Annotated in this window: 20 protein-coding genes; 8 read left to right on the forward strand and 12 right to left on the reverse strand. The window is 45.3% G+C overall.

The features are described 5' to 3' along the window. Positions 1 to 16 precede the first annotated feature (16 nt). The 5 genes from cysE to epmA form a co-directional block, all read right to left on the reverse strand. Entirely contained in the window at positions 17 to 838 is an 822-nt protein-coding gene (gene cysE, locus AAFX28_RS23055; protein WP_408690821.1) for a serine O-acetyltransferase, read from the reverse strand. 52 nt (positions 839 to 890) lie between these two features. Next, positions 891 to 1,922: an NAD(P)H-dependent glycerol-3-phosphate dehydrogenase gene (gene gpsA / locus AAFX28_RS23060; RefSeq protein ID WP_408690822.1), complete on the reverse strand. Its 1,032-nt coding sequence runs from the start codon at positions 1,920 to 1,922 to the stop codon at positions 891 to 893. Between the two features lie 188 nt (positions 1,923 to 2,110). Further along, positions 2,111 to 2,578 (reverse strand): protein-export chaperone SecB, encoded by a 468-nt coding sequence (secB, locus tag AAFX28_RS23065; protein ID WP_004415967.1) that lies wholly within the window; start codon positions 2,576 to 2,578, stop codon positions 2,111 to 2,113. Between the two features lie 157 nt (positions 2,579 to 2,735). Further along, positions 2,736 to 3,170 (reverse strand): rhodanese-like domain-containing protein, encoded by a 435-nt coding sequence (locus tag AAFX28_RS23070; RefSeq protein ID WP_408690823.1) that lies wholly within the window; start codon positions 3,168 to 3,170, stop codon positions 2,736 to 2,738. Between the two features lie 190 nt (positions 3,171 to 3,360). Further along, entirely contained in the window at positions 3,361 to 4,332 is a 972-nt protein-coding gene (gene epmA, locus AAFX28_RS23075; protein WP_408690824.1) for an elongation factor P--(R)-beta-lysine ligase, read from the reverse strand. Between the two features lie 413 nt (positions 4,333 to 4,745). Between epmA and frdA the strand changes: the two genes are divergently transcribed. The 4 genes from frdA to frdD are packed head-to-tail and all read left to right on the forward strand — an operon-like array spanning position 4,746 to position 8,102. After that, positions 4,746 to 6,563, forward strand: coding sequence for a fumarate reductase (quinol) flavoprotein subunit (gene frdA, locus AAFX28_RS23080; RefSeq protein WP_408690825.1), 1,818 nt, complete (start codon positions 4,746 to 4,748; stop codon positions 6,561 to 6,563). Continuing rightward, complete coding sequence (locus tag AAFX28_RS23085) at positions 6,563 to 7,327, forward strand: succinate dehydrogenase/fumarate reductase iron-sulfur subunit (RefSeq protein ID WP_408690826.1); 765 nt, start codon at positions 6,563 to 6,565, stop codon at positions 7,325 to 7,327. The genes frdA and AAFX28_RS23085 overlap by 1 nt, the downstream gene beginning before the upstream one ends. Position 7,328: 1 nt before the next feature. Then, positions 7,329 to 7,712: a fumarate reductase subunit FrdC gene (gene frdC / locus AAFX28_RS23090; protein ID WP_408690827.1), complete on the forward strand. Its 384-nt coding sequence runs from the start codon at positions 7,329 to 7,331 to the stop codon at positions 7,710 to 7,712. 12 nt (positions 7,713 to 7,724) lie between these two features. Next, positions 7,725 to 8,102, forward strand: a complete 378-nt coding sequence (gene frdD / locus AAFX28_RS23095) for a fumarate reductase subunit FrdD (protein ID WP_408690828.1) — start codon at positions 7,725 to 7,727, stop codon at positions 8,100 to 8,102. A gap of 45 nt (positions 8,103 to 8,147) precedes the next feature. Here the strand turns inward: frdD and AAFX28_RS23100 are convergent, their stop codons facing one another. The 6 genes from AAFX28_RS23100 to priA form a co-directional block, all read right to left on the reverse strand. Continuing rightward, entirely contained in the window at positions 8,148 to 9,749 is a 1,602-nt protein-coding gene (locus tag AAFX28_RS23100; RefSeq protein WP_408690829.1) for a BCCT family transporter, read from the reverse strand. 283 nt (positions 9,750 to 10,032) lie between these two features. After that, the gene (gene hslU / locus AAFX28_RS23105) at positions 10,033 to 11,367 is read right to left on the reverse strand and encodes an HslU--HslV peptidase ATPase subunit (RefSeq protein ID WP_408690830.1); all 1,335 of its coding nucleotides are present in this window, start codon (positions 11,365 to 11,367) and stop codon (positions 10,033 to 10,035) included. A gap of 52 nt (positions 11,368 to 11,419) precedes the next feature. Next, positions 11,420 to 11,962, reverse strand: coding sequence for an ATP-dependent protease subunit HslV (gene hslV, locus AAFX28_RS23110; protein ID WP_408690831.1), 543 nt, complete (start codon positions 11,960 to 11,962; stop codon positions 11,420 to 11,422). 268 nt (positions 11,963 to 12,230) lie between these two features. Then, positions 12,231 to 12,779, reverse strand: coding sequence for a cell division protein FtsN (gene ftsN, locus AAFX28_RS23115; protein ID WP_408690832.1), 549 nt, complete (start codon positions 12,777 to 12,779; stop codon positions 12,231 to 12,233). A 117-nt stretch (positions 12,780 to 12,896) separates the two neighbouring features. Then, positions 12,897 to 13,904, reverse strand: a complete 1,008-nt coding sequence (gene cytR / locus AAFX28_RS23120) for a DNA-binding transcriptional regulator CytR (protein WP_408690833.1) — start codon at positions 13,902 to 13,904, stop codon at positions 12,897 to 12,899. 354 nt (positions 13,905 to 14,258) lie between these two features. Then, on the reverse strand, positions 14,259 to 16,460 hold the full coding sequence (gene priA, locus AAFX28_RS23125) for a primosomal protein N' (RefSeq protein WP_408690834.1): 2,202 nt from the start codon (positions 16,458 to 16,460) through the stop codon (positions 14,259 to 14,261). A 281-nt stretch (positions 16,461 to 16,741) separates the two neighbouring features. On the opposite strand from priA, the gene rpmE reads away from it, so the two are divergent. Together rpmE and AAFX28_RS23135 are read left to right on the forward strand one after the other, a co-directional pair. Then, complete coding sequence (gene rpmE / locus AAFX28_RS23130; protein ID WP_004743259.1) at positions 16,742 to 16,960, forward strand: 50S ribosomal protein L31; 219 nt, start codon at positions 16,742 to 16,744, stop codon at positions 16,958 to 16,960. Between the two features lie 258 nt (positions 16,961 to 17,218). Continuing rightward, positions 17,219 to 18,496, forward strand: a complete 1,278-nt coding sequence (locus AAFX28_RS23135; RefSeq protein WP_408690835.1) for a malic enzyme-like NAD(P)-binding protein — start codon at positions 17,219 to 17,221, stop codon at positions 18,494 to 18,496. A gap of 108 nt (positions 18,497 to 18,604) precedes the next feature. Here AAFX28_RS23135 and metJ read toward each other — a convergent pair whose 3' ends face one another. Next, positions 18,605 to 18,925 carry a met regulon transcriptional regulator MetJ gene (gene metJ / locus AAFX28_RS23140; protein WP_004415993.1) on the reverse strand — a complete coding sequence of 107 codons (321 nt, stop codon included), beginning with the start codon at positions 18,923 to 18,925 and terminating at the stop codon, positions 18,605 to 18,607. 219 nt (positions 18,926 to 19,144) lie between these two features. Here metJ and AAFX28_RS23145 point away from each other — a divergent pair, with 219 nt between their 5' ends. Then, the gene (locus AAFX28_RS23145; RefSeq protein ID WP_408690836.1) at positions 19,145 to 20,311 is read left to right on the forward strand and encodes an O-succinylhomoserine (thiol)-lyase; all 1,167 of its coding nucleotides are present in this window, start codon (positions 19,145 to 19,147) and stop codon (positions 20,309 to 20,311) included. Beyond that, complete coding sequence (locus AAFX28_RS23150; protein ID WP_408690837.1) at positions 20,311 to 22,722, forward strand: bifunctional aspartate kinase/homoserine dehydrogenase II; 2,412 nt, start codon at positions 20,311 to 20,313, stop codon at positions 22,720 to 22,722. The genes AAFX28_RS23145 and AAFX28_RS23150 overlap by 1 nt, the downstream gene beginning before the upstream one ends. The last annotated feature ends 79 nt before the right edge of the window (positions 22,723 to 22,801 follow it).

Genomic DNA, 22,801 nt, shown 5'->3' on the forward strand with positions numbered 1-22,801 from the left:
TTTTAAAGCGTAGGGATTAAATCCCGTCACCACCAATAAAGCTTTGTGAGCGGCCGTTAAATTGCTGGTCCATATCCAAAGAAGGCTTGTCAGTCTTTGGTCGTCCAACAATCTTCGCAGGTACCCCTGCCACCGTCGTATGGGCAGGTACTGGTTGAAGCACCACAGAGCATGAGCCAATCTTAGCTCCCTCGCCAACTTCAATATTGCCTAGAATCTTAGCGCCAGCTCCGATCATCACACCTTCACGGATTTTCGGGTGACGATCACCGCACTCTTTACCCGTACCACCAAGCGTCACATCCTGCAAAATAGAAACATCATTTTCTACCACTGCCGTTTCACCAATAACGATCCCAGTCGCATGGTCAAGCATGATACCGCGACCGATTTTTGCCGCTGGATGGATATCTACCTGACAAGCCACCGAGATTTGATTCTGCAAATAGGTCGCCAGTGCAATTCGGCCTTGCTTCCAAAGCCAATTTGCCACTCGGTAACCTTGCAACGCGTGATAGCCTTTTAGGTATAGCAGCGGCATTGAGTACATAGCCACGGCAGGGTCACGATTCACTGTCGCACAGATATCGCATGCTGCCGCTGCGCTGATGCTTGGATCCGCATTCAATGCTTCTTCAACGACTTCCCTGACTGCCATTGCTGGCATTGATGCAGTATTTAGCTTATTCGCTAGAATATAGCTTAGTGCTGCGCTCAGGCTATCATGCTTAATAATGGTCGCATGATAGAAGCTTGCTAACATTGGCTCTTGCTCTGAAAGCTCTCGCGCTTCCTTCACAATGGTTTGCCAAACTTTCTGTTTCTCACAATGTTTCATTTAATTACCTAGTACTGAATCCCTAGTCTCTAGTACGGTGTTAGCGGCCAAATTAAGCTTCTGCTTTCTTATCGCGAGCTAACAAATCTTTTGCTGCCAAGTGTGCATCCTTTCCTTGATACAATACTTGATAAATTTGGTCAACAATTGGCATCTCTACACCCATGCGTTCAGCCAATAAGAACACTTCTTTTGTATTGCGGTAACCTTCTACAACCTGACCAATTTCTTGTTGTGCAGTATCGACATCTTTGCCTTTACCTAACGCAAGACCAAAACGGCGGTTTCGGGACTGGTTATCGGTACAAGTCAGAACAAGATCGCCTAGACCAGCCATACCCATAAAGGTTTCAGGCTGAGCACCTAATGCAGCACCTAAACGCGTCATTTCTGCAAGACCACGAGTGATCAATGCAGTACGTGCGTTAGCACCAAAACCAATACCATCAGACATGCCCGCACCAATCGCAATCACGTTCTTCACTGCACCACCAAGCTGCATGCCAATAAAGTCGCTATTCGCATACACTCGGAACGTTTTACTACAATGGATTTTTTCTTGTAGATCAGAAACAAACTCTGCATCCGGTGAAGCAACTGAAATCGCCGTTGGCATCCCCATCGCAAGCTCTTTTGCAAACGTTGGTCCTGATAGCACTGCCAGTGAATATCCTTCACCAATCGCATCAAACGCCACTTCTTTTAGTAGACGTCCTGTTTCAGGCTCAAGGCCCTTAGTTGCCCAACAAATACGCGTATCTTCACGCAGGAAAGGCTTAACATTGTTCAGCACGATACCAAACACATGGCTAGGAACAACGACTAGTAAATCGCGACTTGATTGGACCGCTTTTTCTAAATCTGATTCAACGATTAATGACTCAGGAAACTCAATACCTGGTAAGAATTCATGGTTGGCACGATCTGCTTCTAGTTGAGCCATATGCTCTGGATCGTGACCCCAAATTACTACGTTTGCACCATTACGTGCCAAAGAAATCGCTAGTGAAGTACCGTATGAACCAGCACCAAGTACTGTCATTGCAATATCTTTACCGTAGGCATTATTGGTCTTGTCTTTCATTGTTCCGCCTGATTTTCATTCGGGTAACTAGAATCTTATCGTTAAGCTCTAAGCGAGATTAAAAGTTAACAATAAACTCCCAGCATTACGTTGGCTATAGATGCCTCTAAACAAAAAATGCACATCGCGTCGATAGTAGACACTCTGTGCATTTTTTACAGCTCCTCTGTGTAACAGAGGACAATTAATTATGCTTCAGCTTGACCTTCAGTCTGAGCTTGCTGCTGTAGGTAGTTCATAAACAGAGCATCAAAGTTAACTGGTGCTAGGTTTAGTTGAGGGAACGTACCTTTAACCACTAGGCTTGAGATAGTTTCACGAGCGTATGGGAATAGGATGTTCGGGCAGAATGCACCTAGACAGTGTGCAAGTTGACCAGCTTCCATCTTATCAGCAGTGAAGATACCACCTTGCTGAACTTCACATAGGAATGCATTTTCTTCGGCGTTTTTAACTGTCACTGTTAGACGTAGAACAACTTCATATACACCTTCACCTAGTTCACGGCTTTGAGTGTCTAGATCCAGTTTAACATCTGGATTCCACTCTTTTTGGAACATGTCAGGAGAGTTAGGTGCTTCGAAAGATACGTCTTTTAGGAAGATGCGTTGAATTGCGAAGTTCTGTGCTTCTTGTTGTGGTGCTGCTTCAGCCATTTTAAAAATCCTTTAATCCTGCATTAAAAAGTCTTACTGGAGACTAACCGAGAGATGTTGCTATGACTAGGTTTCCGATAAATTTCGTGGAACTCTTCACATCTCTCTAAAACAAACGCTGATTTTTCAATCAGCGTTTCGATATTAGGCCTTGGAATTACTTCTTACCTTTAACTAAAGGCATGTTTGCTTCACTCCAAGCGATCAAACCGCTTTTAAGCAGGTTTACGTTTTCAAAACCTGCTTTAGCAAGAAGGTTTGCGCTCTCTTGCGCCGTTTGACCTGTCTTACATACCACAATGATTGGGTCTGATTTGTGGTTTTCAAGGCTTCCGAAGTTACCCGCTTTAATGTCTGAAGGTAAAATGTGAACTGCATCCGTAATATGACCTTTACGGAACTCATCTTTACTACGGATATCAACCACAACACCATTTTCGCGGTTCATTAGTTGTGTAGTTTGTGCTGCAGTGATCTCTTTGTAAGCCGCTGTTGATGACTTAACAATGTTCATGATCAGGGCGACAACAAGACCTACCCAAACCACTGATAGAATCATGTTCTCTTGAAAAAATGCGATGTACTCTTGCATGTCCTGTGCTCTTTGATGATAGAACCGCAGCTTCCAATAAAAGATTGAATGCCCAAAATAGTTGGAGTTGTAACTTCAAATATGAAGGGGATTGCGGCTCTAGGCTAAAAATTCAGTCTCGAAGTATAGCGAGGTTAAGATGCCTAAGCGAGTCAAATACACTCAGAATAAGAATCTATTGCACATTTCCCTATGCTCTTGGGAACGGAAATGCGGTCACCTGATCGATATGATCACAACCGATCGCCAACATAATGAGTCGATCGATACCCAACGCAACTCCAGCACATTCTGGCAAACCTGATGCTAATGCCGCGATCAGATGGCGGTCGATAGGTTGAGCTTTAAGCCCCATTTCGATACGTTTTGCGTTATCCGCTTCAAATCGATTTAACTGCTCTTGCGGGTTGTCCAATTCATGGAACCCGTTCGCCAGCTCAATGCCTTGGAAATACACTTCAAACCGGTCCGCTACACGAGGGTCTTGTTGATTGATTTTCGCTAAGGCCGCTTGAGACGATGGAAAGTCATAAACAAATGCGGGAGCTTGCTGACCAATTTTGCCTTCAACACCAATACTAAAAAGCAATTGAAGCAAGGTATCTCGATCTCCTTCAGGATCAGCAATATCACTTAAGCCTAAGGTGCGAGCTACAGCTTTTAGCTCCGCCATTGTCGCTTCTAATGGGCATACACCAAGGACATCAACAAACGCCTGCTGGTAGGTCATTCTCTCTGCAGTTCCACAATCAAGAACAAGTTGAAGCAGCGCATCCATCTCATCCATCAGTTTGTGATGGTCAAACCCTACTCGATACCATTCCAGCATTGTAAATTCTGGGTTGTGGTAACGGCCGTTTTCTTCATTTCGGAATGCTTTGTTGATCTGATAAATACAGCCACTACCTGCCGCCAATAAGCGCTTCATATGAAATTCAGGGCTTGTCATGAAATACAACTTGCTTCCATCCGCATACCCCGGGCCAACAAACTCAGTTTGGAAAGTGTGTAGGTGGATGTCAGTTACCGTTGCGTGACTCATTGCTGGCGTATCGACCTCCAGCACATCTCGCGTAGCGAAGAATTGACGAATTTTAGCCAGGATCTCAGCGCGTTGGCGAAGCTGGGCTACAGACGCTGTTGGTTGCCATTGATTACTCATCTTAGAAAATCTCATCTCTATATCTGGCGAGGAAAGTATCAAGTTTATCCTTAATTGCCTAGCTTAATGATCATTAGGAGGAAATAAGAATTCGCTCATAATTGAAGCAAGCAATTTACGTAGCACAGTACAAAAAACATCCTTTATTAACTCTAGTATCAACGTAGGTAATGTCACGTAACAGCCCTTTAACATGCGTAAGCAACTACGAGAGCCTCAATCAACTGTTGCCGTGATTGCAGTCACATAACCTATATTTTTTATGCCCTTTGATGCATTACCGGAGCAAAAAGCTAAATAAATCAATTTTTCTGTAAATTAGCTCTTCTACACTAACCCTACCACTTTTGGGGTGTATCCCCATTTAATTATAACAAGCGGAAAATTCCGCAATTTCACACTGGAGGATAACTGTGCAAATTATCACCACAGATATCGCAGTCATCGGCGCAGGCGGCGCTGGTCTTCGTACTGCTATTGCAGCAGCTGAAGCAAACCCAGACTTAGAAGTAGCACTGATTTCTAAGGTTTACCCTATGCGTTCTCATACAGTCGCAGCGGAAGGTGGCTCAGCAGCAGTTATCAAGGATGAAGATAGCCTAGACAACCACTTCAACGACACTGTTGGCGGTGGCGATTGGCTATGTGAACAGGACGTTGTTGAATACTTTGTAGAAAACGCGACTCGCGAAATGATCCAAATGGAGCAATGGGGTTGCCCATGGAGTCGTAAAGAGAACGGTGAAGTCAACGTACGCCGCTTTGGCGGAATGAAAGTTGAGCGCACTTGGTTCGCAGCCGATAAAACCGGCTTCCACATGCTTCACACCCTATTCCAGACATCAATGAAGTACGACAACATCAAACGCTTTGATGAGTACTTTGTGGTGGATCTACTTGTGGACGAAGGTGAGGTTCAAGGCCTGATCGCAATCCACATGTCAGAAGGTGAATTAGTCACAATCAAAGCAAAATCTGTTGTGCTTGCAACGGGTGGCGCAGGTCGTGTTTACCACTGTAACACTAACGGCGGTATCGTAACGGGCGACGGCATGGCAATGGCGTATCGTCACGGCGTTCCTCTACGCGATATGGAGTTCGTTCAATATCACCCAACAGGTCTTCCAGGCACAGGCATCCTGATGACTGAAGGTTGTCGTGGTGAAGGCGGTATCATCGTCAATAAGAATGGCTACCGTTACCTACAAGATTACGGTATGGGCCCTGAAACTCCAGTTGGCCAACCGAAGAACAAATACATGGAACTCGGTCCTCGCGACAAAGTTTCGCAAGCTTTCTGGCACGAACAACAGAAAGGCAACACCATCAAACACCCTCTTGGTGATGTGGTACACCTAGATCTTCGCCACCTTGGTGAAGAGTACCTGCAAGAGCGTCTACCGTTCATCTGTGAGCTAGCAAAAGCGTACGTGAACGTTGATCCTGCAAAAGAGCCGATTCCAATTCGCCCTACAGTTCACTACACCATGGGTGGTATTGAAACCAACGGCGAATGTGAAACTCGCATTAAAGGTCTATTCGCAGTTGGCGAATGTGCCTCTGTTGGTCTTCACGGTGCAAACCGTCTAGGTTCTAACTCACTGGCTGAGTTCGTGGTATTTGGCCGCGTAGCAGGTGAGCAAGCAGTGAAACGCGCTGCAGAATTCAAAGGCTGGAACGAAGAGTCTATCGCAGCTCAAGTTAAAGCGGTTGAAGAGCGCATCGCAGCACTGATGAATCAAGAAGGCGACGAAAACTGGGCTGATATCCGTACTGAAATGGGTCACACCATGGAAGCGGGTTGTGGTATCTACCGTCAAGAAGATCTGATGCAAGCAACGATCGATAAGATCACTGAGCTGAAAGCACGCTACAAAAACATCAGCATCAAAGACAAAGGCAAAGTGTTCAACACTGACCTTCTCTACGCTATCGAAGTGGGCTACGGCCTAGAAGTAGCAGAAGCAATGGTTCACTCAGCAATCCTGCGTAAAGAGTCACGCGGTGCGCACCAACGTCTTGATGACAATTGCACTGAACGTGATGACGTGAACTTCCTGAAGCACTCTCTGGCATTCTTCAAAGAAGATGCGGCACCAAGTATCGACTACAGCAATGTGACCATCACTAAGTCACAACCTAAAGCGCGTCTATACGGTGAAGCCGCCGAGAAAGCAGCTGCTGAAGAAGCAGCGAAAGCGGCAGAGAAGAAAGCAGAGGAGCAAGCATAATGTCAGCGAATCGCATCCAAAAAGTAGAAGTTCTACGATACGACCCAGAGCACGACGCGGAACCGCATTTTCAAACCTTCGAAGTGCCATTTGATGAGACTATGTCAACGCTTGATGCACTCGGCTACATCAAAGATAACCTAGACAAAGATCTTTCTTACCGTTGGTCTTGTCGTATGGCGATCTGTGGTTCGTGCGGCATTATGGTGAACGGTGTGCCTAAGCTTGCGTGTAAGAGCTTCCTACGTGATTACCCAAATGGCGTGAAGATCGAGCCGCTAGCCAACTTCCCAATCGAAAAAGACTTAATCGTAGATATGACGCCGTTTATCGAGCGCCTAGAAGCAATTAAGCCATACATCATTGGGAACGACCGTAAACCTGAAGATGGCACTAACCTGCAAACACCTGAACAAATGGCTAAGTACAAGCAGTTCGCTGGTTGTATTAACTGTGGTCTTTGCTACGCAGCATGCCCTCAGTTTGGCTTAAACCCAGAGTTCATTGGTCCTGCAGCACTGACACTCGCTCACCGCTACAACCTAGATAGCCGTGACAATGGTAAATCAGAGCGTATGGCACTGATCAATGGTGAAAACGGTGCTTGGGGTTGTACATTCGTAGGTTACTGTTCTGACGTATGTCCGAAGAACGTAGACCCAGCAGCAGCGGTAAACCAAGGCAAAGTGGAGTCTTCAATGGACTTCGTTATCTCTATGTTCAAGCCTGATGGCACGCCAACGAAAACAGCAGAGGAGGCGTAAGATGAGTAACCGTAAACCTTACGTTCGTGAAGTAAAACGTACTTGGTGGAAAAATCATCCGTTTTATCGCTTCTACATGCTTCGTGAAGCAACGGTATTGCCACTGATTCTATTCACTATTTTCCTAACTTTTGGTTTAGGTTCATTAGTGAAAGGTCCTGAAGCATGGCAAGGTTGGCTTGAGTTCATGGCAAACCCTGTCGTCGTTGCGATCAATATCGTCGCTCTACTAGGCAGCCTACTTCATGCACAAACTTTCTTTAGCATGATGCCGCAAGTAATGCCGATTCGCCTAAAAGGAAAGCCAGTTGATAAGAAGATCATTGTGCTGACTCAGTGGGCTGCTGTGGCATTTATTTCACTAATCGTACTGGTCGTAGTGTAAGGAGCGTTGACGATGAAACCTAATTACTCTGTAGATAGATCTCCGAAACGTTCTGATGAGCCAATCTGGTGGGGCCTATTTGGCGCTGGCGGTACTTGGTTTGCGATGATTACCCCAATCACCATCTTAGTGCTTGGCGTACTGGCACCATTAGGCGTGATTAATGCGGAAGCACTCAGCTACGAACGCGTCTCTGAGTTTGCAACAAGCATCATCGGTGCTCTGTTTATCATCGGTACACTTGCACTGCCTATGTGGCATGCAATGCACCGTGTACACCATGGTATGCACGATCTTAAATTCCATACCGGTTTGGTTGGCAAAGTGGCATGTTACGCATTTGCAGGTTTAATCTCTGCATTGGCTGTAATCTTTATCTTCATGATTTAAGCCACTACTTGATATAAAAATCCCTCGCAAATGCGAGGGATTTTTTTATTTCAGTAAACTCTGACTCTTCGCCATTTGATGGGCTAACTTAGGCGCGGCCCATAAAGAAGGTAAGATGATGAATGATGCCGGTACTGCTGTTATCACAATGAATGACTGTAAGGCAGAAATGCCTCCTTCTCCCATTGAAATTAAGACAATCGCAATCGCCCCCATCACAATTCCCCAGAATGAGCGAATCATCGCATTCGGTTGGCTATCTCCCGTCATTACCATGCTTATGGTGTAAGTCATTGAATCACCCGTAGTCACAATAAACGTAGTGGTCAGAATCAAAAACAGAATCGAAATCAGCAAAGAGAATGGCAATTGCTGCGTGATGGCTAATAGCGCACCTGGCAAGTTAAAACCTTCAAAACCAGCTTTGATACTCCCCGGATTCGCGAGTTCAAACGCGAGGCCGCTACCACCAACGATGCTAAACCAAAAACAGGTAATCAGCGGTGCAGCAATACTGATCGCTAGAATCAATTGTCGAATCGTTCTGCCGCGTGAAATTCTGGCGATAAAGATTGCCATCATCGGTGCATAGCCGATAAACCATCCCCAGAAAAATACCGTCCACCAGCTCAACCAATTAGTATCACCGCGATATAGCGCCATAGGAACAAAGTTATCGATCATTTGCCCTACACCTTGAATATAACCATCAACGATAAAGCTTGTTGGACCCGCCAATAAGATAAAGACTACTAGCGCAAAAGAGAGCAGGATGTTGTAGCGGCTGATGATCTGCATACCTTTACTTAAACCGCTCAGTGCAGACAAGGTGTATGCCCCCATCGCAACTAACACAACAAATGTCTGGGTAGCTAACGTATCTGGAATACCGAAAAGCGCATTAATGGCATAGCTTATTTGCAGCCCTAAAAAGCCAATAGGCCCGATAGTACCCGCTGCAACAGCAATAATGCTTAACGCATCAACCGTATTGCCTAGCCAACCGTGAAGCACTCGCTCACCAAAAACGGGATACAATAAGGTACGTGGCTTCAGTGGAAGCCCTTTATCATAATGAAGGTGCATCAAAACAATCGAAGACAATGAGCCTAAAATTGCCCACGCAAGGAATCCCCAGTGCATAAAAGACTGAGACAGAGCATTAATCGCCATCTCACGCGCTTCAGTCTGGCCATAAAATGGAGGCGCTGAAACATAATGAGCAATCGGCTCTGCGGCTGCCCAAAACACTCCGCCCCCCGCCAATAGCGTACACAATAGAATTGATAGCCACTTAAATGTTCCGACTTCTGGTGCCGCTAGCCCACCAAGGCGAACATATCCTGTCTGACCTAGAGCAAGGAACAAACCAATAATAAAGTTAGCTAACATTAGAATTTGCCAATAACCACCGAAGTACTGGGTAGCGTAGCCAAATCCACTATTAACCAAGGTGGTCAATAACTGCGTATCAAGCAGTGCTATTAGGACAAATATGGTGAGAAAACTGCCACTAATCCACAGCACTGGGTTAGATAGTTCTAACTGAGAACGAATGTTTGTTTTGTTGGATAGATTAAGTGAAGTGGTCGAGTTATCGACATTAGAAATGCAGGGGTCTCCTGCCGCCAAACTGGCTCTAGACATTAGAGTCTCGCTTTTGCTGGCCCGATATTTCGGGTTAGGCGTGTTTCTCTCTCATTACAAAATAATGTGAGAACGATCATAAAAGCGCGCCATCATACAGACAAAAAACCTAATTGCACACCACATTCTCGATGTTTTTATGTACAGAGAGCTTTTGTACAAAGCGGGACTTCTAGCGATATTTAACGTCATAGACAGCGAAATACCCTAATAAACAAATCATTAGCGTCATATAAACAAAAAGCCCGCTCATTAGAGCGGGCTTCGTTATTCAATTCGACCTCTAAAGAATAAAGCGGCTTAAATCTTCATCTTCAATCGTGTCACCAAGTTTCGCTTTGACATATTCAGCATCAATAGTCAGCTTAGAACCAGACTTATCTGTTGCTTCAAACGAAATCTCATCCATCAGACGTTCCATCACCGTATGCAGACGACGAGCACCAATGTTTTCGGTGGTTTCGTTCACGGTCCATGCCGCTTCAGCGATTTGAGTAATACCTTCTTCGGTAAATTCAATATCTACTTCTTCAGTCTTCATAAGAGCGATGTATTGCTCAGTAAGAGATGCTTTTGGCTCGGTTAGAATACGCTTAAAGTCGTGGCTTGAAAGCGCTTCAAGCTCCACACGAATTGGTAAACGGCCTTGCAGTTCAGGAATCAGATCCGATGGTTTTGCTACTTGGAATGCACCTGATGCAACAAATAAGATGTGGTCTGTCTTAACCATGCCGTGTTTCGTTGAAACCGTACTGCCTTCAATCAAAGGAAGCAGATCGCGCTGAACACCTTCACGAGAAACGTCAGGGCCAGAGCTCTCACCACGCTTACAGATTTTGTCAATCTCATCGATGAATACAATACCGTTGTTTTCAACATTGAAGATCGCCTGCTCTTTCAGCTCTTCTTGGTTTACCAGTTTCGCTGCTTCTTCTTCTGTAAGAGCCTTGAATGCATCTTTGATTTTCAGCTTGCGCTTTTTCTTCGTGTCGCCTGCTAGGTTCTGGAACATGCCCTGAAGCTGGTTTGTCATCTCTTCCATACCAGGAGGAGCCATGATCTCCACACCCATTTGCGGTGCAGCAACATCAATCTCAATCTCTTTGTCGTCTAACTTGCCTTCACGAAGCTTCTTGCGGAAGATTTGACGTGTGTTTGATGAGCTTTCATCTTGCTGCTCGTTTTGACCCCAAGCATCACGTGCAGGTGGCAGAAGTGCATCTAGAATACGCTCTTCTGCTTGTTCTTCAGCGCGGAATTTTACTTTTTCCATCGCTTGCTGATGAGTCATCTTAATCGCAACATCCGTTAGATCGCGAATAATCGTTTCTACTTCCTTACCAACGTAGCCGACTTCAGTAAATTTCGTCGCTTCTACCTTGATAAACGGTGCATTCGCTAGTTTCGCCAGGCGACGTGCTATCTCGGTTTTACCAACACCTGTTGGGCCAATCATTAGAATGTTCTTTGGCGTTACTTCGACACGCAAGCTCTCTTCAAGCTGCATACGACGCCAGCGGTTACGCAGTGCAATCGCCACTGAACGTTTTGCTTTTTCTTGACCAATGATATGGCGGTTTAACTCATGAACAATTTCGCGAGGAGTCATTTCAGACATAATCAGATTCCTTAAATTCTATTTGCACTATCTTTGCTTATTCAGCAGTTAATTACTCGGCTGGAGTCGCTGGAATTTCTAGTTCTTCGATAGTGTGGTGATGATTAGTGAACACACAGATATCACCAGCAATAGTCAGTGACTTCTCTGCGATTTCACGCGCATCTAATTCTGTATTTTCAAGTAGTGCTGTAGCCGCAGCTTGAGCAAAGTTACCACCAGAACCAATCGCAATCAGATCGTTTTCTGGTTGAACCACATCACCGTTACCAGTGATGATCAGAGAGGCAGTTTCATCGGCAACAGCCAGTAGCGCTTCTAGCTTGCGAAGTGCGCGATCACTGCGCCAATCTTTCGCTAGCTCTACAGCCGCTTTGGTTAGATGGCCTTGGTGCATTTGCAATTTACTTTCGAACTTTTCAAACAGTGTGAAAGCATCCGCTGTGCCACCAGCAAAACCCGCTAAAACTTTATTGTTGTAGAGGCGACGCACTTTGCGCGCATTGCCCTTCATTACTGTGTTACCCAGAGATACTTGTCCATCACCAGCGATGACGACTTTGTTATTACGACGTACAGAAACAATGGTAGTCACGAGTAGGGCCTCATAGTTGTTTTAATCTCAGTGTTAAAAACTATATGAGGATATCGGTAGAGGAATTCAAGGGGGGATCAAGCGTTACAATGACGGAGAATCTATTTATTCAGCCATCTTCAAGAGTAAGGTACAAGTGAACTGGGGGATCTGTTCAATGAGAGTTACTAACCTACAAAATTCCCTACTCCCTCCTTCACGAGCGTATGAAATAAAAGCGGATAAGCAGGCAATAAAAAAGCGAGCCATGTAGCTCGCTTTTTCCTGATTACTGGGACTCTTTCCAAATCGCACAAGGCTCAATTTTCGCCCGCTGCAGTTTATGCTTATCTCGCTCTGCGTCACGCTTGAACTTGTAAGGACCTAGCACCACTCGATACCAGCTGCTGCCTTCTTTCTTGCGAATCTTACTGTTGATGCCTTGGAATGCGATATCTAGCTTACGTGCTTCCGCTTGTTCAGCTGTTTTGTAAGCACCACACTGCATGATGTATGGAATTTCAGACACCACTTGTTCTTTGGCTTTCACTTCCACTTCACGATTTGGCAAGCTATCAACATAATCCCACTTCTCTTCTGGAGGAGGTGGAAGTGTCGCTTGAGGCTTTGGTTTTGGCTTAGGTTTAACCGTTTGTGCTACCGGCGCTGGTGGCTCAGGATCGTTACTCAGAAGGTATAAACCATAGCCAAAAGCACCAACAAGTATCAAAGCAAGTAAACCACTGCGCCAAGGCTTACGACGAGGTGCACTCTTCTTCTTTGTTGGCTTACGGCTATTACCGCCACGGCCTCTTTTTACGTAATCTCTATTTGCCACTACTAAACATCAATAAAGTTGGTTACCACTTACGATATGTTAATCCAGATCGCATCTCGATGACAGCGTAGATATGGAAGCGGCGCATCAAAATGCGCCGCTTGAAAACATCTAAGACTAAAGAACTCTCGGCGGAGCCGCACTCTCTCTAACCACTAGTTTGGTTTCCAGCAAACGCGAGCCCGCACGTACATCATGACCACGCAGTAACTCCAGCATCATAAGCATTGCCTGACGGCCAATCTCGTAACGAGGCTGAGAAATTGTCGTTAACGGTGGATCACAATATTGAGCAAAGTGAATATCATCAAAGCCAACAATCGATAAATCCTGAGGAACGCGTAATCCAAGCTTCTTCGCTTCTTGAATCGCACCGATCGCCATTGCATCATTATGACAGAACACTGCTGTTGGAGGCTCTGGCAGTGCAAGTAGCTGACGAATCGCTTTTGCCCCTGCTTCAAAGGTAAAATCACCATAAGTGCAGTAAGTCGTTGTCATCGCGATACCAGCACGACGAAGCGCTTGCTGATAACCTTGATGACGGAACTGACATAGAGTTGCCGATTCAGGGCCAGAGATTTGGGCGACACGCTTGTGGCCCATCTGTGTTAGGTAGTTAACCGCTTCAAATGCAGAGGTCAGGTTATCGATGTGAACCGTTGGTAACTCAAGCTCTGGAGCAAACTCACAAGCCATTACCATTGGAGGCAAGTTCTTCTGCTCAGGTTTACTCACATCGAATGGAAGATCGGTACCTAGCAACAACATCCCATCAGCTTGCTTAGTAAAGACTAAGTTCACAAACGAGCTTTCTCGTTTCTTTTGTTGGCCACTGTCACCGAGTAGTACGATGTACCCATGTTCCATAGCAGCGTCTTCGATACCACGAATGATCTCGGTATAGTATGGGTCACAGATATCTGGAATGATTGCGATAATTGTCTTGGACTCATTGCGACGTAAATTACGCGCAAGTGAATTTGGTGAATAACCAGCTTCTAGAACGGCATCTTCGACTCTCTTCCGTGTCGCTGACGATACCTTTTCTGGATTCATTAGCGCACGTGAAACCGTCGCTGTTGAAACTCCCGCAAGCTGGGCAACATCCTTCATTGTCGCCATATTTTCTTAACCCTCTTTGATTTCCTAATCTGGTAGCCTGGTCGCCACCTAAACCTAATGAATTGCATCATATCGACCAAATGGACAATTTGATGTTGTGTGCAGGCTAAGGCCTATCTTCTCAATTTCTTTATTACGCAAACGTTTTACTTTCCAACTATCAGTGAAAAACAGCAATTTGCATATGACCTAGTTTATTCATTTCGAGGAGTAAAGTTACGGGAGATTTAACAAAACAGGCAGCCAATGAGCGATCTCAATCACAAATAAATGAAAAAAATCTGCATATACATTTTTTCAAAAGCCAACGGGGTACCGTTTAGGAAAATCCATTTCCCATTCAATCAAAAAAGATCAGCTAAGATCTTGCGGCTCGATATCAAGTGTCCAACGCACTTTTTTCGCATGGGGTAACATTTGAATCGCCGGCTTCGCACTTGAGAGAAGTTTCTGCATCGTTGGTCGACTTTGCGTCTGCAACAGCAACTGCCATCGATACTTACCCGCCCTTTTCGCTAAAGGAGCTGGTGTTGGGCCTAATACTTGGCAGTAATCATCAAATAGAGGATGTGCTTCCAGGGTATAACGCACCTGGCGTAAGAACTCTTCTACGATTTCGGACTGATTCGCTTCCGCTCTGAACAGCGTTAAAAAGCTATATGGTGGCAATTGAGCTAACTTTCGTTCTTGCAAAGCGGTATCAGCGAAGTGACGGTAGCTCTTAGTCAATAACGCTTGCAGCAAACTATGCTCTGGGTGGTGAGTTTGCAGCACAACTTCACCAGGTTTACTTGCACGACCTGCACGGCCTGCCACTTGGATAAATAGCTGTGCTAAACGCTCAGAAGCACGAAAATCACTGCTATATAAAGAGCCATCAACATCCAGCAATGCCACCAGCGTAACATCAGGGAAGTGGTGCCCTTTTGCCAGCATCTGGGTGCCAATCAAGATTTGGTACTCACCATTTCGGATCGCCCCTAAAGCACTTTCTAGGCTGCCTTTTCGACGTGTGCTGTCGCGGTCAATACGGATGGTTTTATATTCAGGGAAGAGTTCCGCTAACTGCTTTTCTAGCTGCTCTGTCCCGACACCTACCGTCACCAAGTGAGTCGAGCCACATCCCTGACATTGGTGAATAATGGGCTGCTGAGAACCACAATGATGACAGCGGATTTCATTACTGTATTGGTGGTAGGTATAGTAGGCATCACAGCGTTTGCATTCCGCAATCCAGCCGCATTCATGGCACATCAATGCCGGCGAAAAACCTCGGCGGTTGAGGAACAACATAACCTGGTTGCCCGCTTTAAGGTGCTTGCGCATTTCTGCAATAAGCGGGGCTGACAAACCACTTTCAAGATAGAGGCCTTTCACATCTAAGACTTTATTCGTGGTCGGGGTCGCACTACCCGCTCGAGAAGAAAGCACCAAGTGATGGTATTTACCCGCTAGCGCATTATGCAACGTTTCCAGTGCCGGAGTTGCCGAGCCCAGTACAATTGGAATTTGCTCTTTATTTGCACGCATCACAGCTACATCACGAGCGTGATAACGAAGGCTGTCTTGCTGCTTGTATGAGGCGTCGTGTTCTTCATCAACAATGATGATGCCAAGGTTAGCAAACGGAGTCAGTAGAGCCGAGCGTGTGCCAATAACAATTCCACATGCATTGTCACGAGCACTGAGCCATGCGTTCAGGCGCTCCGTATCATTTAAACCGGAGTGGATCACTTCCACAGGAACGTCAAATCGCTTCTTAAAGCGGTTAATTGTTTGCGGTGTTAACCCAATTTCAGGAACGAGAACCAAGGCTTGTTGGCCCTTCTCGAGAATAGGTTTGATCAGATTAAGGTAAACTTCGGTTTTGCCCGAACCAGTTACGCCCTCTAGAAGATAACAACCAAAACCTTCTCCACTATTAACTGTTGCAATCGCAATAGCTTGCTCCGAGTTCAGTTTAGGCTTATCCACATTGGCTTCAACGTTCTGACACCAATCTCGAATAACAGGTTTGGTTTCAACAGACTCAATCCAACCTTTTTCACTAAGAGTCTTCAATACTGAGGACGATACCTCTTCATCAATAAAACGCTGATGTGAAACAGCGCCGCCTTCTAGCATGTGCATCACTTTAGCCTGCTTTACTGCCCGCCCAAAGCCTTGCATTAATTGGTCTCGGCCACCAGCCGTCAATTGCCATTCTACCAACGAAGCAAAGTCTGCAGCCTTACCTTTACGAAGAGCGCTCGGCATCGCATTTAATAGAGTGTCGCCTAACGGATACTGGTAAAACTGACTACACCATAAAAGCAAAGAATAGAGCTTTTCTGGCCATACCGGTTGGCTATCCAGCACTTGCTTAATCGGTTTCAATTTATCCAAGCTAAACTCAGATTCATTGGCAAACGCAGTAACAATACCCACTAATGTTTGACGCCCAAAAGGCACAGACACTCGCCCACCTATCACTGGAAAGAGGTGGCTAGGAATCTGGTAATCAAACTGCTTATCAAGCGGCACCGGTAGTGCTACTCGGGCTATTAAAGGTCGCATAGTTGGCAATAGAGCTCACTGGAAGGAAACGGTATTTAGTCTAAGGGAAAAGCGTTTCAGTGGAAAGGGAGGCCGAATAACAGAAGGAAAACAACAACGGCTAAAAAAGTAGCAACTTTATCTTCAAATTGGTTGATCCAGACGCGCGTATTCATTACTATATCGCGCCTTAGAGATATGGCTCGCTTTATTGCAGCGGTATCCAAGAGTATTTTTTATTAACTACGTGTGGTGTCCGGCTTAGATTCGGATAGCGACACGGCCTATTTAGAGGTTCTCCCATGAAAGCTGGTATCCACCCAGAATACAAAGCAGTTAAAGCAACTTGTTCTTGTGGCAACTCTTTTGAGTTCAACTCAACTCTAGCTAAAGAGTCTATCCACCTAGACGTATGTGACAAATGTCACCCATTCTACACTGGTAAGCAACGTATCGTTGATACAGGCGGCCGTGTTGATCGCTTTAACAAGCGTTTCGGTGCTCTATCAAGCAAGAAGTAATTTCTGCTTAACCGAATCTAAAAAGGACGCTCAGGCGTCCTTTTTTGTTATCGGGTACCGAATAACTTGGTATTTTACAGAGTAATCTATTACTAAATTTCGTATTCGCTAGCCATATCTCTATTCATCTGGTCTTATCTCCAGTCATTTACCGCATTTTATTGCTTTAGCTCGCATTCTGACCTATGCAGCTTGACTTAGTTACTCTAAAATGGATTTCCCCCTTTCATTTATAATTATTAACGAGTACCTACACCCATGTCAGATGACAATCGCCAAGAACTATCCCCTGAAGAACAATTCCGCCAACAAGCACTGGACTACCATGCTTATCCTACCCCAGGAAAAATTGCAGTTGCACTAACTACTCCAGCTGAAACAGCAAAAGATCTCGCACTAGCATACAGCCCTGGCGTGGCAGAACCTGTACGTGAAATCGCGCAAAACGCCGATAACGTTTACAAATACACTTCTAAAGGAAATATGGTTGCGGTTATCTCTAACGGCACCGCGATTCTTGGTTTAGGTAACTTAGGCCCTCTAGCGTCAAAACCAGTAATGGAAGGTAAATCTCTTCTATTTAAACGTTTTGCAGGCCTAGACTCGATTGATATTGAAGTTAAACACCGCACAATCGAAGAGTTTGTTGATACCGTAGCAAACATCGCCGACACATTCGGTGGTATTAACCTTGAAGACATCAAAGCACCAGACTGTTTTGAAATTGAAAAGCAACTTATTGAACGCTGTGACGTACCAGTATTCCATGATGACCAACACGGTACTGCGATCGTTACTGCTGCAGGCATGCTTAACGCAATTGAGCTGCAAGGTAAAAAACTAGAAGAAGCGACTATTGTTTGTCTTGGCGCGGGTGCTGCAGCGGTTGCATGTATGGAGCTACTGATCAAATGTGGCGCAATGCGTGAAAAAATCTACATGCTTGACCGTAAGGGCGTTATTCACACTCGTCGTGACGATCTAAACGAATACAAACAACTGTTCGCCAACAACACAGATAAGCGCACACTAGAAGACGTGATTGAAGGTGCTGATCTGTTCCTAGGTGTATCTGGTCCTAATCTACTGTCACCAGAAGCGCTAAAACTAATGGCAGACAAGCCTGTTGTATTCGCATGTTCAAACCCTGATCCAGAAATCAAGCCAGAGCTTGCTCATGAAGTTCGTGATGATCTTATTATGGGTACAGGCCGTAGTGACTACCCTAACCAAGTAAACAACGTACTTTGTTTCCCATTCATTTTCCGTGGTGCACTAGACGTTCGCGCAAGTGAAATCAATGACGAAATGAAACTAGCAGCGGTTGATGCGATTCGTCAGCTAGCTAAAGAAGAAGTACCAGCTGAAGTTCTTGCTGCAGCAGGTGTTGAATCACTATCATTTGGCCCTGGTTACATCATTCCTAAGCCAATGGATTCACGTTTACTTCCGCGTGTAGCAAAAGCAGTAGCTCAAGCAGCGGTTGATTCAGGTGTTGCTCGTATCGAAATGCCAGAGAACTACATGGCAAGCTAATCCGCTTTAATCACGGATAATAAAAAACCGCTCTCCAATGGACAGCGGTTTTTTTGTATCTATTCAGTATTGGCTCACAGCGAAAAACTAAGGTGCTTGTGGTTTTTATTATTCTTCGTCAAATGCTTCGAACTCAATACCCATCTCTGTCATCAGTTTTTTCACTTCTGCAGGAATATCGTCTGGGCGATCTTTACGTAAATCTTCATCCGTCGGCAATGGTTGGCCAGTGTAGGCATGGAGAAATGCTTCACACAGTAGCTCACTATTGGTTGCGTGGCGTAGGTTATTAATCTGACGACGCGTGCGTTCATCAGTCAATACCTTCAATACTTTCAATGGAATAGAAACCGTAATCTTCTTTACTTGTTCGCTTTTCTTTCCATGTTCAGCATATGGGCTTATGTATTCGCCATTCCAATCTGCCATTGCGCACCTTTTGTAAATATTTATGTTTGAAATTAGAAAGCGCAATTTTAGCGGGATTTATGGCCATAAGCAAAGACATATAGACGTCTAGAAGTGTTGACGGCCACAAAAATGACAAGTAAAGTGAACAGATATGGAATTGGAATAACATATATCTAACAACAGACAGGTATAGCGTATTCCCTACTAGAAGTCACTAAAGTTCGAAAGGAAACACTTATGAACACCCGCAAACCAGCCACAATCGCGGTACGTACTGGTATCGAGTCTGACACTCAGCATCACGCAGTTGTTCCACCAATCTACCTATCGACCAACTATGGCTTCCCAGCTTTTGGTGAAGTACCAAAATACGACTATACCCGCTCAGGTAACCCTAACCGTGGTTTGCTTGAAACCGCTCTATTCGAACTAGAATCAGGTAAAGGAGCAGTGGTCACTAACTGTGGTACTTCAGCTCTTAATCTTTGGGTCTCTACATTTTTAGGTCCTGACGATCTTATCGTAGCACCGCATGACTGCTATGGCGGTACCTACCGTCTATTCAATACGCGAGCGAATAAAGGTGATTTCAAGGTCGAGTTTGTTGATCAATCCGATGAACAAGCATTTGCAGCCGCGATTGCCAAAAAGCCAAAATTGATTCTTTTAGAGACTCCATCCAACCCATTAGTGCGCGTCGTTGATATTGCAGATGTATGTGAAAAAGCCAAGCAAGTTGGCGCTCTAGTCGCTGTCGACAATACCTTTTTGACACCGGTGTTCCAAAAGCCTTTAGAGCTAGGTGCTGACTTTGTAATTCATTCCACAACCAAGTACATCAATGGTCATTCAGATGTCATTGGTGGTGTGGTCATTACTAAATCGGAACAGCACGCTGAAGAGCTAGCCTGGTGGGGGAACTGTATTGGCGCAACGGGAACACCGTTTGACAGCTATATGACCCTACGTGGTATTCGTACACTTGGTGCTCGTATGAAGGTACATGAAGAGAGCTCAAGTAAGATCTTAGATTTCTTGCAGACTCAAGAACTGGTCGGCAACATCTACCACCCGAGCTTACCAGACCATCCTGGCCATGAGATTGCCAAGAAACAGCAATCTGGTTTCGGCTCTATGCTTAGCTTTGAGTTTGCTGGTAGCTTCGATCAGTTGAAGTTTTTTGTTGGCGAACTGGCACTGTTCTCTCTGGCTGAATCTCTTGGTGGTGTAGAAAGCCTTATTTGTCACCCTGCATCGATGACACACCGAGCAATGGGTGAAGAAGCACTTGCTGAAGCAGGCGTTTCACAGCAGTTACTACGCTTATCTGTAGGCCTAGAAGATGCCGATGACCTGATTGATGATTTAGAGCAGGCCTTTGCTAAAGCTAAGGAGGCCTTCTAATGTCTATTGTTCGTCAGCTACATAAGTTTGGTGGCAGCAGCTTAGCAGACCCAGAGTGCTACCGCCGAGTAGTTGGAATATTAAAAGAGTACTCTAAACCTGATGATCTGATTGTTGTTTCGGCCGCAGGTAAAACAACAAACCGTCTGATCGAATTTCTAGAGGCACTTACCAAAGATGGCCGTATTGCGCATGAAGAGCTTCAAGCACTGCGCCAATTTCAAATTGGATTAGTAGAAGAACTGTTAGATGGTGAAGAAAAAACCAAACTATTGGCGACGCTTCGTGATGAGTTCAGTACTTTAGGAGAACTCACCTCACCATTGACTGAGGCAGAGAAAGCAGCCGTTTTAGGTCACGGTGAAATGTGGTCTTCTCGCTTGCTCTCAGCCCTTCTTAATCAAAGTGAATTGCCTGCGGTAGCACAAGATGCTCGAGCATTTCTTCGCGCCGAAGCAGGCACGCAACCAGAAGTAGACTTCGGTACTTCTTATCCGCTCATTAAAGAAGTTCTCGCACAGCATTCACATCACCGCATCGTGATCACTGGCTTTATGGCTCAAGATAGTCAAGGCCATACGGTTCTACTAGGTCGTAACGGTTCTGACTACTCCGCAACTGTTATTGGTGCATTGGCAGAAGCAAGCCAAGTGACGATATGGAGTGACGTAGCGGGCGTTTACAGTGCCGACCCTCGTTTGGTCTCTGACGCTTGTTTATTACCACTACTCCGTTTAGATGAAGCGAGTGAGCTTGCACGCTTAGCGGCACCAGTACTTCACAGCAGAACTTTACAGCCTGTTGCGCAAAGCACTATGGATCTGCATTTACGTTGCAGCTACCAACCTGAATCAGGATCGACACGTATTGAACGAGTACTAGCTTCTGGACGCGGCGCGAAAATTATTTCTTCACTTGATGAAGTACTATTGATAGAGCTGAACTTCGCTTCTGGCCATGACTTCCAGCGTGTAGAAAATGAGGTACTAACAAGCCTAAAACGTGCTCAGCTAGAGCCACTGACTTATGAAACTCAACCAGATCAACACTGTCTGCGTTTAGCTTACACTGCCGAAATTGCCGGTGGTGCACTAGAACATCTGCAGGACGCCGCTATCGAAGCTGAAATTAAGCTAAAAGAAGGTTACTCAATGGTCGCTGCCGTTGGTGCGGGCGTCACGACTAATGCGAATCACTGTTACGGTTTCTACCAGCAACTGAAAAATGCTCCTATCGAATTTATCTCAGAGTCACTATCGCGTCTCAGCTTAGTCGCGGTTTTGCGTACAACCGACACAAACCCACTAGTTAAGTCGATTCACAGTCAGCTTTTCCAGGCTCAAAAACGTGTCGCAATCGCTCTATGTGGCAAAGGTAATATTGGTTCTAGCTGGATCGAGCTTTTCACTGAGCAAAAAAATGAACTAGAAAAACGCCATGGTATGAATTTCGAGCTAGTCGCTGTGGTAGATAGCCAAACGTATTGGTTCGATTCAAAAGGCATTGATGCGACGAAAGTAGCTGCGCACTTTGATGAAGAGTCTGTTAGCCACGAAGGTAGTAACTGGATTGAAAGATTAGGTGCGCTACAAGGTTATGACGATGTCGTTGTACTTGATGTGACCGCAAGCCAAACTTTAGCAGGCCGCTATCTTGAAATTGCCGAACAAGGCATGCATCTAATATCAGCTAATAAAGTTGCCGGTTCAGCATCCAGTGAATACTACCACCAAGTGCAAGATGCATTTGCTAAGATCAATCGTCATTGGTTGTACAATGCCACTGTTGGTGCAGGACTTCCAATCAACCACACTGTACGTGACCTACGAAAAAGTGGTGATGACATCATCGCACTATCAGGAATCTTCTCTGGCACTCTATCTTGGCTATTCCAACAATATGATGGCAGCATCCCATTTGCTGAGCTTGTCGACTTAGCTTGGCAACAAGGCCTAACAGAACCTGACCCTCGTAGTGATTTAGATGGCTCAGACGTAATGCGTAAGCTAGTGATCTTAGCGCGTGAATCTGGACTGTCTTTAGAGCCAGAAGCAGTCAAAGTGGAGAGTTTAGTACCTGCAGAACTGGCTGACGTTTCTTTAGATGAATTCTTAGACAAGAGCCAACTACTGAGTGAGTTACTCGCAGAGCGCCTAGAAAAGGCTCAGCGCGACGATAAGGTACTAAGATATGTCGCACGTCTAGAAAAGAATGGCACTGCAACAGTTGGCGTAGAAGCGCTAAATAAAGAACACGCTTTAGCTAACTTATTGCCATGTGACAACATCTTCGCCATCGAGAGTAAGTGGTACAAGGACAATCCATTAGTCATTCGTGGCCCAGGGGCAGGTAGAGAAGTTACCGCTGGCGCTATTCAATCAGACTTAAACTTCCTTTCTAGCTTACTTTAAGCTCTGTAGGCGCAGTGAGTACTGCGCCTATCTTCCTCTCTATCCTCTGCATGAATCCCTTTCAACCAAACTTGAACTT

It is taken from the genome of Vibrio sp. TBV020 (assembly GCF_046056895.1).
Classification (GTDB): domain Bacteria; phylum Pseudomonadota; class Gammaproteobacteria; order Enterobacterales; family Vibrionaceae; genus Vibrio.